General features: G+C 34.9%; 16 protein-coding genes. 14 read left to right on the forward strand and 2 right to left on the reverse strand.

Annotated elements, in window-relative coordinates:
• Positions 1–19: 19 nt before the first annotated feature.
• The 7 genes from IPU53_RS08165 (at position 20) to IPU53_RS08195 (ending at position 6,102) form a co-directional block, all read left to right on the forward strand.
• Entirely contained in the window at positions 20–1,324 is a 1,305-nt protein-coding gene (locus IPU53_RS08165) for a Y-family DNA polymerase (RefSeq protein ID WP_242698149.1), read from the forward strand.
• A 2-nt stretch (positions 1,325–1,326) separates the two neighbouring features.
• Entirely contained in the window at positions 1,327–1,734 is a 408-nt protein-coding gene (locus IPU53_RS08170; RefSeq protein ID WP_207449698.1) for a hypothetical protein, read from the forward strand.
• Between the two features lie 1,206 nt (positions 1,735–2,940).
• On the forward strand, positions 2,941–3,810 hold the full coding sequence (locus IPU53_RS08175; RefSeq protein ID WP_313886465.1) for a Vgb family protein: 870 nt from the start codon (positions 2,941–2,943) through the stop codon (positions 3,808–3,810).
• Between the two features lie 15 nt (positions 3,811–3,825).
• The gene (locus IPU53_RS08180; RefSeq protein ID WP_207449700.1) at positions 3,826–4,473 is read left to right on the forward strand and encodes a Vat family streptogramin A O-acetyltransferase; all 648 of its coding nucleotides are present in this window, start codon (positions 3,826–3,828) and stop codon (positions 4,471–4,473) included.
• A gap of 150 nt (positions 4,474–4,623) precedes the next feature.
• Positions 4,624–4,875 carry a hypothetical protein gene (locus tag IPU53_RS08185; RefSeq protein ID WP_207449702.1) on the forward strand — a complete coding sequence of 84 codons (252 nt, stop codon included), beginning with the start codon at positions 4,624–4,626 and terminating at the stop codon, positions 4,873–4,875.
• Positions 4,876–5,283: 408 nt separating this feature from the next.
• The gene (locus IPU53_RS08190; protein WP_242698150.1) at positions 5,284–5,778 is read left to right on the forward strand and encodes a LysM peptidoglycan-binding domain-containing protein; all 495 of its coding nucleotides are present in this window, start codon (positions 5,284–5,286) and stop codon (positions 5,776–5,778) included.
• 63 nt (positions 5,779–5,841) lie between these two features.
• Positions 5,842–6,102 (forward strand): GNAT family N-acetyltransferase, encoded by a 261-nt coding sequence (locus IPU53_RS08195; protein WP_207449704.1) that lies wholly within the window; start codon positions 5,842–5,844, stop codon positions 6,100–6,102.
• Between the two features lie 209 nt (positions 6,103–6,311).
• Here the strand turns inward: IPU53_RS08195 and IPU53_RS08200 are convergent, their stop codons facing one another.
• Positions 6,312–7,577, reverse strand: a complete 1,266-nt coding sequence (locus IPU53_RS08200) for an N-acetylmuramoyl-L-alanine amidase (protein WP_207449706.1) — start codon at positions 7,575–7,577, stop codon at positions 6,312–6,314.
• A gap of 400 nt (positions 7,578–7,977) precedes the next feature.
• On the opposite strand from IPU53_RS08200, the gene IPU53_RS25260 reads away from it, so the two are divergent.
• The 7 genes from IPU53_RS25260 (at position 7,978) to IPU53_RS08235 (ending at position 11,976) form a co-directional block, all read left to right on the forward strand.
• On the forward strand, positions 7,978–8,562 hold the full coding sequence (locus IPU53_RS25260; RefSeq protein ID WP_207449708.1) for a sugar O-acetyltransferase: 585 nt from the start codon (positions 7,978–7,980) through the stop codon (positions 8,560–8,562).
• A 279-nt stretch (positions 8,563–8,841) separates the two neighbouring features.
• A complete protein-coding gene (locus tag IPU53_RS08210; protein WP_207449710.1) occupies positions 8,842–9,078 on the forward strand; it encodes a TetR/AcrR family transcriptional regulator in 237 nt (78 codons plus the stop codon).
• Between the two features lie 72 nt (positions 9,079–9,150).
• Positions 9,151–9,330 carry a hypothetical protein gene (locus tag IPU53_RS08215; protein WP_207449712.1) on the forward strand — a complete coding sequence of 60 codons (180 nt, stop codon included), beginning with the start codon at positions 9,151–9,153 and terminating at the stop codon, positions 9,328–9,330.
• A gap of 13 nt (positions 9,331–9,343) precedes the next feature.
• Entirely contained in the window at positions 9,344–9,919 is a 576-nt protein-coding gene (locus IPU53_RS08220; RefSeq protein WP_207449713.1) for an alpha/beta hydrolase family protein, read from the forward strand.
• Positions 9,904–10,290, forward strand: coding sequence for a hypothetical protein (locus tag IPU53_RS08225; RefSeq protein ID WP_207449715.1), 387 nt, complete (start codon positions 9,904–9,906; stop codon positions 10,288–10,290). Before IPU53_RS08220 ends, IPU53_RS08225 begins: the two co-directional genes overlap by 16 nt.
• A 489-nt stretch (positions 10,291–10,779) precedes the next feature.
• Positions 10,780–11,580, forward strand: a complete 801-nt coding sequence (locus IPU53_RS08230; RefSeq protein ID WP_207449717.1) for an LAGLIDADG family homing endonuclease — start codon at positions 10,780–10,782, stop codon at positions 11,578–11,580.
• 24 nt (positions 11,581–11,604) lie between these two features.
• Positions 11,605–11,976, forward strand: coding sequence for an rRNA methyltransferase (locus IPU53_RS08235; protein ID WP_207449719.1), 372 nt, complete (start codon positions 11,605–11,607; stop codon positions 11,974–11,976).
• A 171-nt stretch (positions 11,977–12,147) separates the two neighbouring features.
• On the opposite strand, the gene IPU53_RS08240 is transcribed toward IPU53_RS08235, so the two are convergent.
• On the reverse strand, positions 12,148–12,609 hold the full coding sequence (locus IPU53_RS08240; protein WP_207449721.1) for a staygreen family protein: 462 nt from the start codon (positions 12,607–12,609) through the stop codon (positions 12,148–12,150).
• Between the last annotated feature and the right edge of the window lie 138 nt (positions 12,610–12,747).

Raw genomic sequence — 12,747 nt, forward strand, 5'->3', positions numbered from 1 at the left:
TCGTTACAGGAGTGAGACGATGAAAAATATTATTATGATGGATTATTCGAATGAGCCAAGACGAGATATTATGTGCATAGATGTCAAATCTTTTTTTGCAAGTGTAGAAGCTGCCGCACGCAAACAGCATCCTTTAAAAGCCCGGATTGCGGTTGTATCTAAACCCGATAACCAAGGCGGTTTGGTTTTAGCCTCATCTCCTTTAGTAAAGAAAGAGTATGGAGTTAAAACAGGAACAAGAATATATGAGATCCCGCACGGAGCAAATATAGAAATTGTAGAACCTCGTATGGCATTGTATGTAAAAAGAAACTTAGAAATATTAAGTATTTTTAAGCGTTATGTAGCGGAAGATGATGTCCTTGTTTATTCTATTGATGAATCGTTTATTGATGTGACTAAATCGCATAAACTTTTCGGCAGCACACATGATATAGCAAAGGAAATCCAACATGATGTATGGCTAAAATTAGGCCTAGTCCTTACTGTGGGAATAGGGGATAATCCGCTGTTAGCAAAATTAGCACTCGATCATCAGGCGAAACATGACGAACAAAATGGATTTATAGGTGAGTGGCGTTATGAAGATGTACCACATACCGTATGGAAAATAGCACCATTAATTGATTTCTGGGGAATCGGGCGGAAAACAGAAGCTAGTCTTAATCGGCTAGGTATTAGAAGTATCTATGATTTGTCTCAGTATGATATTCGTGTATTAAAGGCAAAGTTTGGCGTGATTGGAGAACAGCTATTTTGCCACGCACACGGAATTGACCGAACATTACTAGCGGATTCATACAAACCTAAAAGTACGTCATTCAGCAAAAACCAGATACTCAACAGAGATTATGTAGTGAAACATGACATTGAGATTGTTATTCGGGAAATGACAGACGAGAATGTAGCAAGACTAAGGAAACACCATCTAGTGACTGGTGTTGTTAAATTGGCCATTGGCTATTCGAAAACGATAGCGCAAGGCGGATTTAATCATCAGATGAAGATTGATGCAACCGATTCATCAAAAAAATTAAAGAAGTATATGCTGATGATCTTTCATAAATATTATCAAGAAAATGTACCAGTAAGGGTCGTTAATATCACCTTTGGAAAACTGCAACCAAAGCAGTCATTGCAACTGGATTTCTTTGAACCAATAGAAGAAACGATAGGAAATGAAGAGATGGATAGGGCGATTGATTTTGTGAAAAGAAAACATGGATACACGTCACTTCTGCACGCTTCCAGCTTACTTGAAAGTGGAATGGCTAGATATCGTGCGAAATTGCTTGGTGGTCATCGATCTGGAAAGGAAGAGTGAAAATGGAGAAAATATCGATCACACGCATCACACCGGAACAGCTGGGATATAAAGATAGGGGGATTGTGAAATGGTTAGGGATGATGCTAAGCGACCATTCAGAAGCACTCAAAAAAGAGGAAGTGAATGACCAACTACTAGAGGTTGAGCCGAAAAAAGAAATGACAGAAGAAGAAATCGCCCAAGTGTTGTATCAAGCTTTTGTAATGAATTTACCAGTTTCGATTCAGGCAAATGTGATAAGAAGAGACGGAAGTTATTATAAAGACTTAGAGTGTAAAGTATCCGGCTATGTTGAAAATCAAATACACTTATACTTAAAGGATGGGCGAGTTACAAGTTGTACACTCGAGCAAATAAGAAATGTGGAAATGATGGATTCCGTGGATTGGTATGATAAAAGGAAATAAGAAACTTTCCAAGAGCAGACTGCCACTCTTTCTCCCACCTGGATTCCAATGTGAGGTAGTCTAAGGCTACATCATGTGTATGGGCAAATGTCTTTACCAAAATTAACTAAATAAAGCGCCTTAAATGCTGTCATGCCTAAAATATCTGAGGTAGATTTTTCATAGATACAATATGGAATGTATTCCAACGTAGGGTATATTAGACATATCACTCAAAGCGTGCTTTTTATGGAATGTCCCAAAGTTAATGTTCTTTTTGGCTAATGCAAAAATGAATAATAGTGAAAATTATATTTGTGGGGGTATATCGTTGATAGGAATAAGTATAGCAACGAAGTGGGGAATATAAAGCGACATTGGAATAAAAGATAACGAACGTTTTGATTATCCGTATGGCGAGTACTTTGCAAGAATAACATCGAAACGAACATTGAACAAATTAATATTTATTTAGAAAACACCAATACTTAAAAAGATACATCTAAATAAAGTTAATAGAAAGATTATAATGACTTGTGATAAACTTCTTTTGGGACAATACTAAAATGCGGAGCTTCAAAAGACGAATATTTCATTACCTTAGGGATCCGGAGCGAGAGTTATGCACATACTAATTCGGTTTTCCTTTGGTTGAAACACTTTGTTCCAGCTTCCAAATCCATTATTTCTATGCTTACGGTAAATATAATGTAAGACACCCCTTTTGTTACCTCTCTAATAAATCTCCAATAAGAATTGCAATGGACAATCTATAAAATAGGTATTTAATGGAAAAAACACACCAATCATTTAATTTTGGAATTATCAAGCAAATCATTTTAAAAATATCTAAAAATAAGCTATGAAGCTGTACACAAAGGTAGTTGACAAAACTGAGGTAGTGTTTTATTGTGAAATTATCGAAAGACGGAAGGGTGAAAAAAGGACATGATCCAATAATCCTAACTTTTAGAAAAGTCGATAACTTAACATATACATTCAGCTTTTTCATGGTCTGAATGCTTATAGGTTATGTTTTTTGATTAATTTTCTGAGATAGGATTATTGTGTAATGTACCTTATAAAGACTAAAGGACTTTAAAAACAAGTCTATTTTAGTCTGGACTAGTTTGCATTGCCTCCTATCTCAGAAAATGAGTATAGGAGGCTATTTGCGCTAGAAAATTCTCAATGGAGGGATTTTATATGAGATTTGAGTAGCAAGAAATAAATATTGCACATTCTGATTCAGGTCCTTATGGGATAGCTGTCACACAAGAAGGAAAGGTATGGTTTACCCAACATAAAGCAAATAAGATCAGTTGTCTTGATCAAGAAGGGGAGATTAAGGAATATAATGTTCCAACTCCTGATGCTAGAGTGATGTGTTTAACTGCTTCTTCAAAAGGTGATATTTGGTTTACGGAAAATAAAACAGACAAAATAGGAAGAATTACAGCAACTGGCATAGTTAAAGAGTATCCTTTGCCACACTCGAATTCAGCACCATATGGGATTACGGAAGGCTCCAATGGAGATATTTGGTTTACAGAAATGAATCGAAACCGTATAGGTAAATTGACGGTGGAAGGTGTGATTCATGAATATGGACTACCCAATAAAGAATCCTACCCAGCTTTCATTACGCTAGGCCCTGATAGCTCACTTTGGTTCACTGAAAATCAAAACAATGCAATTGGAAGGATAACTGAGTCGGGGAAACTAACGGAGTTTCAAATACCTAAACCCTCAGCAGGACCAGTAGGTGTAACAAGAGGGAACGATGATGCACTTTGGTTTGTAGAAATATCGGGAAATAAGATCGGGAGGATTACTATTTCTGGTGAAATAACAGAAATTGACATCCCTACACCAAATGCACGTCCTCATGCAATCACTCAAGGATTGGATGAGGACTTATGGTTCACCGAATGGGGTGCAAATAAAATAGGAAGGATAACAAAAAATAAATCGATTGAAGAATATCCAATCCATACACCTAATTCTGAACCTCACGGAATTGTATGTGATAAAGAAGGCACCGTATGGTTTGCATTAGAATGTAACAAGATTGAAAAATTAAACTTAATGGAATGAAGGGTGGACAGTTTTATGGACTCTAAAAGACCACTGGGACCTAGCCCAGATATGATTTACCCAATTTCAGGTAATAATGGTGTCCAATTTATTAAACCGTCACTGACAAAACCCAATATTGAAGTTGGAGATTTTTCTTATTATGACAGTAAACAAGGAGAATCTTTTGAAGAACAAGTTCTTTATCACTATGAATTTATTGGGGATAAATTGATAATTGGAAAGTTTTGTTCAATCGGACCGGGTACTACATTTATTATGAATGGAGCTAACCATCGAATGGATGGATCTACCTATCCTTTTAATATTTTTGGAAACGGTTGGGCGAGTCATACACCAACATTAGAAAATCTGCCACTCAAAGGGAATACAGAGATTGGAAACGACGTATGGATTGGCAGAAATGTAACAATCATGCCTGGAGTAAAAATAGGCGATGGTGCAATAGTTGCAACAGAATCTGTTGTCACCAAAAATGTTGAACCTTACACTATTGTTGGTGGAAACCCCTCCAAACTAATAAAAAAGAGATTTTCTGATGATATAATCGAGGATTGGATCAAACTTCAGTGGTGGAATCAAGATATAAACTTGATAAACGAAAATCTTGATTACATTGTAAATGGCGATTTGGAAAATTTAAAAATAAACTTAACTAAATAAAATTTCAGCTATAAAGAGCATGATTAATCTTTATCAAATCATGCTCTTATATAGAATCAGTGTGTAAATTAAGAGTTTTAGCGAAGGTTATGGTGTTATAAACTGTAATGTCTGTCTCTCTCCATGGGGCGTCCTTAGTGAGATAAATGAATGAAGTATAAAGCAGGCCATCTATCTATTAAAGAAATTAGTTCTGTTGTAACAAGAGAACTAGCGATTCTGATTTTTGTCCCTTTTACATTTGCTACGGTTTTATTGATTACCGTTCTAATTAACTTACGTAATATGATTGCACCAGCATTTTACCAGATGACTGCGATTGGTGTGGGGATCTTTTTGCTATTGTTTATTTTAAGCTTTTTTACCATATGCAAAGCATATTTGAAAAAGCTAGTAGAGTAAATCAACTATAATTTATATACCATTTGCAATGATAGAGATGGAGATGATTATAGTTGATTGTTTTTTATGAAAAAGGCGGTCCAACTGTATTCGTCGCCCTTTTAATCCCTAGCTATTAATCCTAGGCCTCTTCAGAAGATCTAAATAAAGACTTATCCGCTATTTTATGCGTAACAAGCATAAGAACGAATCCAAAGAAAAAATCATTCCGCCAGCAACAAAATTCTTATGCAGGAATAGCCATGTCCTGTAAAAAAACATTTCTATTTTTCATTTTCTTTACAATTAAATTAAAAATGTTCACATAGATAGAATCCAAGTTTACAAGCTAAAAAGATGGGTAGATAGGAATTATACATTGGAGAGGGAGGTGTTATTATCAAGTATATTTCTTCGATATTTCTTGCTTTGGTTGGGTTCGTACTCTTCGCGGGGGCAGCTGCTGCTGAGAAGCATTATGAAGTACAATCAGGAGATAATGTATATCGTATCTCACAAAACTATCAAGTAGATGTAAATGCTATCATTGCGGCAAATCCATCCCTATCGGATCCTACCTATATTAAAACAGGGCAAACAATAAAAATACCAGATAAATCTGGAACTCCTTTTACAGTTACAGCTTATACGGCTGGACCTGAATCTACAGGAAAAGAACCTGGTGATCCGGCCTACGGTATAACAGCATCTGGTGAAGTGGTAGAAGAAGGCAGGACAGTTGCATGTCCACAATCTCTTCCTTTTGGCACGAAAATACATATCCCGAAGTTAAATAAAACATACGTTTGTGAAGACCGGGGAAGTGCTATTACAAATGGCCATTTGGATATTTATATGGAAGACTTAGACGATGCACTGGAATTTGGAGTACAAGAACTTCAAGCTAAAGTGTGGACCTATTAAACCTAAGAACCACCACAACAGAAAGTAACCACCTATACACCTCATCTAGGTTGGTTGCTTTCTTTGTGTGTAAAAACTTATATATCCTTACCTGGGCGACGTGATGGATACATCGTTGCCTATAACAATGAAGGATTGCCAATTGGAAACGCCATATTTCGAATCAGTTCTGATGGTCAAACTATGTATCTTATAGGTGCTGCTGTTTTACCTGAATATCGTAATAAAGGAGTTTACCATTCGTTATTGCAATATAGGATTAATAAGTCCAAAGAGGAGGGATGTCAGCTTCTAACCGTACAAGCTCGTGCCCGTACATCATAACCGATACTACGTCGGCTTGGATTTAAAGAGTATTGTAAATTTGAAATGTTCGTTAAAACATTCTAACTCTTATAGTTCATACCTCAGTAATTAGTGTTCTCTTCTATCATTTGTATATAATGTCATCCCATTATATACCTTGAGTTTTTTCGGAAACTCCTATTTTAAAGGATTGCCAAAAGTTATTGGCACTAAGGTACAAAGTTAATTTATTCATGATAATATTCTTCCAACCCAACGATAATACCTTTAACTGCTTCTTCTTGATAACGATCTGTTTGGATAAGCTTTTGTTCATCAGGATTGCTGATAAAACCAAGTTCAATGAGTATAGCTTGTTGTTGGTTATCTTTTAAAACTTGAAAACCTGCTTGTTTCGCTCCACGGTCATTGAGATTTACATGATTCACTACTGATGAATGAACAGCATTTGCGAGCTGGCGATTATCATCATCTCCGCTATAAAAGGTTTCGATTCCATGAACAGCTTGATCATCCGACGAATTATAATGCAAGCTGATAAATGCATTTGTATTATTGGAATTACTGATTTCAGTCCGTTTTTCTAATGAAATGTACGTGTCATCTGCTCTAGTTAATGTAACAGTAGCTCCTTTATTATGTAATTGTCTTTCTAATTTTTTGGCTGTCGAGAGTGTCAATGTTTTTTCATATACCTCTGATCCGATCGCGCCGGGGTCTTTTCCACCATGGCCCGGGTCAATAACGAAATGATAACCAGCCAGCGAATTTTCGCTAATTTGCTTTGTTTGAGTATCTTGTTTTTCATCGTTATCTGTAGACTCGATTGTTGATTTTCCATTTTCATCTTTTTTTTGGTCATGTACTGCTTCGGATTCTTCATTTTCAATTTCCTCTTCAGCTTGTAATGAATCATTTGTTTCATTTTCCTCTGATACCCCGCTATCTATTGATTCATTATCTGTCTCTAGCCAATTTAAGGCAACCCATGCCTCTTTTCCATCAAAATACGTTTTTCCCCAACCCGATGACTTTTCAAAAATAGTCACTTTATAACCTTTATTCAAATGAGTAATAATCGTTGCATCCATATCAGGAGCATTACGTAAATTGAGGACAGATGCTTTAACACGATATAGTTGTCCCTTCTCCGCTGATTCATTCGATGTTGTTTCTACTATATTAGCTTGATCTTGCTGTTCAGCTTCTGACAATTCTTGTGTATTATTAACTGCTATTAGTTGATATAAGGCAACCCACGCCTCTTTTCCATCAAAATATGTTTTTCCCCAACTATAAGATTCTTCAAAAATAGTAACTTTTTCATCCTGATCTAATTTAGCAAGAACAGTTGCATCCGGAGCAGGTGCATCCATTAACTCAATGGTTGCCGAATCGACTTTGTATATTTTTCCATTATCTGCATGAACGTTTGGTAATAAAACAAATAGACCAACAAGAAAAACGATGCTTATCATTATGTTGTACTTCATATTGGGTAAACCTCCGATTTATAGTTTGTTATATTGGCAGGTTTTCCAATAAATTCCAGTATTATACATATTTTTCAAATTTATTTGATTAGAAGTATCAAAGTCCAACAGACTTTTGTCCATAAAAATCGTGACATAATGAAGTTTTTTCCCAACTGGTAAATTTGATAGTGAAATATCAAACTGTTAATGACTGTTCAATGAATTAAATGTGCTGCAGTTATATTTAGCCGCTGCTTTCTTTTGCAGAAATCCCAACTAAAAAAGAATATACCAGTTTAAAACATTTGATTGGAAATTTAGAATATGCTGGAGAATCCTTGGCGGGACATTCGTTGATTATGACAAAGAAAAACTCTATAATAATCGTCATATTAATGAAATTAAATGGAGGATAACAATGCAAAAAGAAATAGAGCATATTAAAGAAATAACAAAAAATGGTAATGAGTATGACGATATGGATCAATTTGTGGACAGATATAGAAACCGAGCGCTTAAAGAATGCCGAAAATATAATTTTTTAATCAACTCAGAAAATAAATATGACGTAGACATTTTAAAAAATCTCTTTAATAAAATGGGTGAGAATGTTTATATAGAGTCCAATTTTAATTGTGAGTTAGGGTTTAATATTTCAATGGGCAATAATATTTACATTAATCATGATATGGTAATTCTTGATTGTAGCGACGTAACGATTGGAAATGATGTTTATATAGGTCCAAGAGTCGCTTTATTTTGTGCTAACCATGCAGAAGATCCAATAGATAGAGCTAATCATGTCGTGTATGCTAAACCAATTCATATTGGCGATAAAGTATGGTTGGGTGGAAATGTTTCTGTTTTACAAGGGGTTTCCATAGGAGAAAATTCTATTATCGGTGCAGGGAGTGTAGTAACAAAAGATATTCCGCCTAACGTTATCGCTGCTGGAAATCCATGTAAAGTTATTCGTCCAATAAGAGAAAAAGATAGAAATTAAATAAAAAAGATGAATGAAACAAAGAATAGTTAAAATTATACTGCTTTTTGAAAAAAATTAATTATAATTGTAAAGTGACTTTTGAAGGATTTATGCCACTAAAAGTCACTTTTTATGTGTCTAATTTAAACAACAAAATGTAGCAGAAAGAAAAGAGACGTATGAGTTATTAAAAGCTGAGAAAGAAGTATTGAAAAAGATAAAACATCCAAGGATTTGACACCTGATTTTTATTACGATACGATTCGTATCGTAATGTAAAGGTGGGTGTTTTTTTATATGAAGAAAATATCAGATTACACACAGCAAAATGTGGGGCGTCCACGTAGTCAAGAGGCACATCAAGCTATATTGTCTGCAACGCGATCACTTATGCTGGAGGATGGGGTTGCAAAACTAAGAATCGAAAAAGTAGCAGAAAATGCAGGCGTAGGGAAAACAACCATTTATAGGAGGTGGAAAACAAAAGAGGCGTTAGTTAATTGTTTTGTAGCAAGTTTCCTAAGTACACAATAGGTTGGAGGAGATTTAATGAGTTTTGAAGAGGGAAGAAGTGGTGTTCGTCCTTATTTATTTCAGGACTAGGAAATGGACTTTCAATTAATGTGTACATTAGCAACAATGAGCGAGGGAGGAGCGGAAATTGGAGAAATTTTACAGGTTGTTCAAAATACAGAAGATGGAAATATTTACAGTTTTGCGAATGCTTGGTCTAAGATTGCAGAAACAGTAGAGTATTGCGAATCAGGTACAGCGAGAACAAAATAGACGATCCGCTGGCTTGTTAAATCTACGTGCGGCTAGCTATTATCGCTCTGCTATGGGAATATTATCTCCAAATCATCCAGATCATCAGCGGTATTGGGAACAATCTCGCATAAAATTCGAAAAAGCATGTGACCTATTAGATGAACCCTTTGTAAAACTAGATGTCTCTTATAAAGAAGGAATTCTTCCCTGTTACCTATTTACATCGCGGAGTAAAAAGTCATCCAACCCTACGCTCATCGTAGCTACGGGGGGAGAAGGAACAGCTATGGAAATGCACTTGTGGATTGGGAGAGAATGTATTCGTCGTGGTTATAATGTTTTACTGTTTGAAGGACCGCATAACCCAGGTTCGTATTATCTGTCAGGATTATCATTAGAAAAACCGGAGAATTGTGAAAAGTCCGTGTCTTCAGTGATTGATCAATTAGAAGCATTTGATCAAATTGATCCTAAAAAAATAGCGATAACAGGTTATAGTTTTGGGGGCTATATTGCGATTCGTGCCGCGGCTTATGATACTCGAATTCAAGCATTAATACCAAATTCTCCTTTACGTAGTTTGCATATCTATTGGGCACTGTTTTAACAGTGGAAGTGCAGCAATTACCTTCTGAAACGCTTGATCAAATAATATCTGAAGGTGAAAAAGCAATTATGGATGTGGCAATGAGGTCTTTTGGTGTTCAATCATTACATGAATTAATGGCCAAACTTGATCATTTCTGCATTAACGGATTGGAAGAAAAAATCGTTTGCCCTACTTTATCATTAACTGGTGAAGAAGATGGAGATGAGGTTATCAATCAAGCGCAGCAATTCCATGGAAATATTGCTTCTTTCAAAAAACTTCTCAAGATATTTTCGGTCGATGAAGGTGCCGCTGCTCATTGTCAAGTAAAGCCAAGTGTCAGTAGAGCACCCACACATAAAGAACCAGACACCCATTCAATCGTATGATGTATGATGCAAAAAATAGAATGATAGATAGGTAGTGCGATAGATGGTATCGACCTCCAAATTTTTATTACAGAGCCATGCCAGATAATTAGCAGTCGAACCTATGAATTACAGGACCAACGGAAAGAATGATTAGTACAGTTCGGAAGGTAGAAGGGCGCTGGACTCATTCGTTCTTCATAATGATGATTATTTGTTCAATAAGGTATATTATTAAGATATATAAAGATTCGGACTAATATGATATAAACTAAAAAATCAGAGGTATTATACAATAACAGTAGATGGGGATTTTTACGTTAGAAGCTACCAGGAGCAAGACTGGGATTCAGTAGTACTATTATATAAAAAATTGATCAAACACGAAGAAAATGTGATCTATTGGTGGTCTGGCCCTTATACATAGACATTTTCCACTTGCAATCACAAACATTCGTTTCTATAATAGGTATATAGAATCATTTTAATACATCTTTTTTACAGGAGAAAATGATGCCCAGAAATCCAGGAATTACAGACGAAATGATTATTCAAATGTATAAAAGTGGAATGCCTTTTAAAGAAATGCAACCGATCATTGGACTTTCTGATCGGGCAATACGAAATGTGCTCTATAAACAAGGAGTAAAGATGAATCGGGAACAATCATCAGGACGGCCTCGTGTACATAAAGTTAATGAAAATTTCTTTAAAAAATGGTCTCATGAAATGGCTTGGGTTTTAGGTTTATTTATTACAGATGGACATGTTAATGAGCATGTTCATAGTGTGTCCTTATCTCAAAAAGATGAAAGGATTCTCAAAATCGCAGCAAATTACATGTGCGCAGATTATATATTAGCTCCTTTTTGGAAAACAAAGACAACACCAACATTACTTATCCATTCTAAGGAAATCAAAAAGGATCTTGAAGTATTGGGAATAAAATCGAGGAAATCCTTAAATGTTCCTTTTCCCAATGTACCAGATCAATATTTACCTTCTTTTATAAGAGGGGTGATTGATGGGGATGGGTGGGTACAAAAAGCTGGATATGTTATGAATGTGACAACAGCAAGTATCCATTTTGCAGAAGGGCTGTTATCAGTTTTTTACTCGTGGTCATTGAATTCAACCATTACTAGTACTACAACTAAGACTGGAAATAAAGTGTATCGCGTTTGGGTGAAAGGAAAATATGTTCTTCCAAAACTTGGAATAATCATTTATGAAAATGTTTCAAATGAAAATTTTATTTTATATAAAAAAGAACGCATGATGCAGCGAATTACTGAGCTACTAAATGAATAAAATAATATATTAGGAGTGTTTAAAATGTGGAAATTAGTGAATGGAGAATTAATTCATACTACTGATAATACTAGGGTTAAATTTAGAACTAACATAAGCAAAAATATTTTGACTCAATTAGAACATTTGGCGTTGGAAAATGACACTCATATCAATTATCTTATCGAAAATGGTTTAGAAAATCTTTTAGCTAAAGGAACCATTGTGTTTGAGAAAAAAACGAGACCTAAAGATAGAATTCAATTTAAGACTACTTATAATAAAGATTTATTAGAACAAGTTAAAGAATTTGCTAAAAACCATAAACTATTTATTAATGATATTATTGAAAGTAGTGTTCAATATGTTGATCTTGGAAATGTAAAAAAAACAAGTTATAAACATAGGGTAGAGTGATATTTACCTTCTCAAAATAACGCCCCGAACATAATATATATTATCGGAAGTTAACTGCATATCAATATTTACAGTCTCAATGCAAAAGTATACTCCTAATAGTGAGACAAAATGAGATTTTTTACTACACGAAAATAAAAACCGGATTTTCAATATCCGGTTTACTGTTTACTAAAGCTTATACTCAACTTTTTCATTTAACATATATTTTCGTGGTGTTCCAAAATTTTCTATTTTTATTAATTGTGAATGGTTATCGTATAATTCAATTAATATCGGTGCATCTATTAACCATGGCACATGCTGAAATAAATAATAATCTGACTTTATAATAAGTGTTAGTATGTGCCTAATGTTATTTTTCCATTGTTTGCTATTTATCTCTTTAAATGTTTCCTCGAAATAATTTATTTTCCCTGTAAGAACGTATTCGCCTAATTTGGGCTTCCATTCCAGTACGAATGGTTGCTCATTTTTATCCAAACAACACTGATTCGAAGAAATACCAATGGTTAAAATCCGATTTGCACCGAATAGCGGTTCCATTATATATTGTCGTCCATCCACAGGAGCGAAATTCGTTGCTGGAGGAACAATGATCACAGTAAGCTGATCTACCTGTAGCTTTTCCATTTTCTAACTCCCCCTCATATTTTGTTACTTTATTGTATGAAAAAAGCCTATGATGGGTGAATGTTTAGGTTAAATCGTTTAACGTCTCTCTGGATATCATCATACAACTAAAAAAAGATGAAACCAAGGAATGATTTC

Source organism: Bacillus sp. SD088, assembly GCF_017355205.1.
Taxonomy (GTDB): Bacteria; Bacillota; Bacilli; order Bacillales; family Bacillaceae_C; genus Lederbergia.

Excerpts from the sequence above, each read along its gene's own strand:
- IPU53_RS25260 (WP_207449708.1), top strand. The coding sequence starts at position 7,978 with ATGCAAAAAGAAATAGAGCATATTAAAGAAATAACAAAAAATGGTAAT.
- IPU53_RS08215 (WP_207449712.1), top strand. The coding sequence starts at position 9,151 with ATGGACTTTCAATTAATGTGTACATTAGCAACAATGAGCGAGGGAGGA.
- IPU53_RS08210 (WP_207449710.1), top strand. The coding sequence starts at position 8,842 with ATGAAGAAAATATCAGATTACACACAGCAAAATGTGGGGCGTCCACGT.
- IPU53_RS08230 (WP_207449717.1), top strand. The coding sequence starts at position 10,780 with ATGATGCCCAGAAATCCAGGAATTACAGACGAAATGATTATTCAAATG.
- IPU53_RS08170 (WP_207449698.1), top strand. The coding sequence starts at position 1,327 with ATGGAGAAAATATCGATCACACGCATCACACCGGAACAGCTGGGATAT.
- IPU53_RS08200 (WP_207449706.1), bottom strand. The coding sequence starts at position 7,577 with ATGAAGTACAACATAATGATAAGCATCGTTTTTCTTGTTGGTCTATTT.
- IPU53_RS08180 (WP_207449700.1), top strand. The coding sequence starts at position 3,826 with ATGGACTCTAAAAGACCACTGGGACCTAGCCCAGATATGATTTACCCA.
- IPU53_RS08185 (WP_207449702.1), top strand. The coding sequence starts at position 4,624 with ATGAAGTATAAAGCAGGCCATCTATCTATTAAAGAAATTAGTTCTGTT.
- IPU53_RS08235 (WP_207449719.1), top strand. The coding sequence starts at position 11,605 with ATGTGGAAATTAGTGAATGGAGAATTAATTCATACTACTGATAATACT.
- IPU53_RS08240 (WP_207449721.1), bottom strand. The coding sequence starts at position 12,609 with ATGGAAAAGCTACAGGTAGATCAGCTTACTGTGATCATTGTTCCTCCA.
- IPU53_RS08165 (WP_242698149.1), top strand. The coding sequence starts at position 20 with ATGAAAAATATTATTATGATGGATTATTCGAATGAGCCAAGACGAGAT.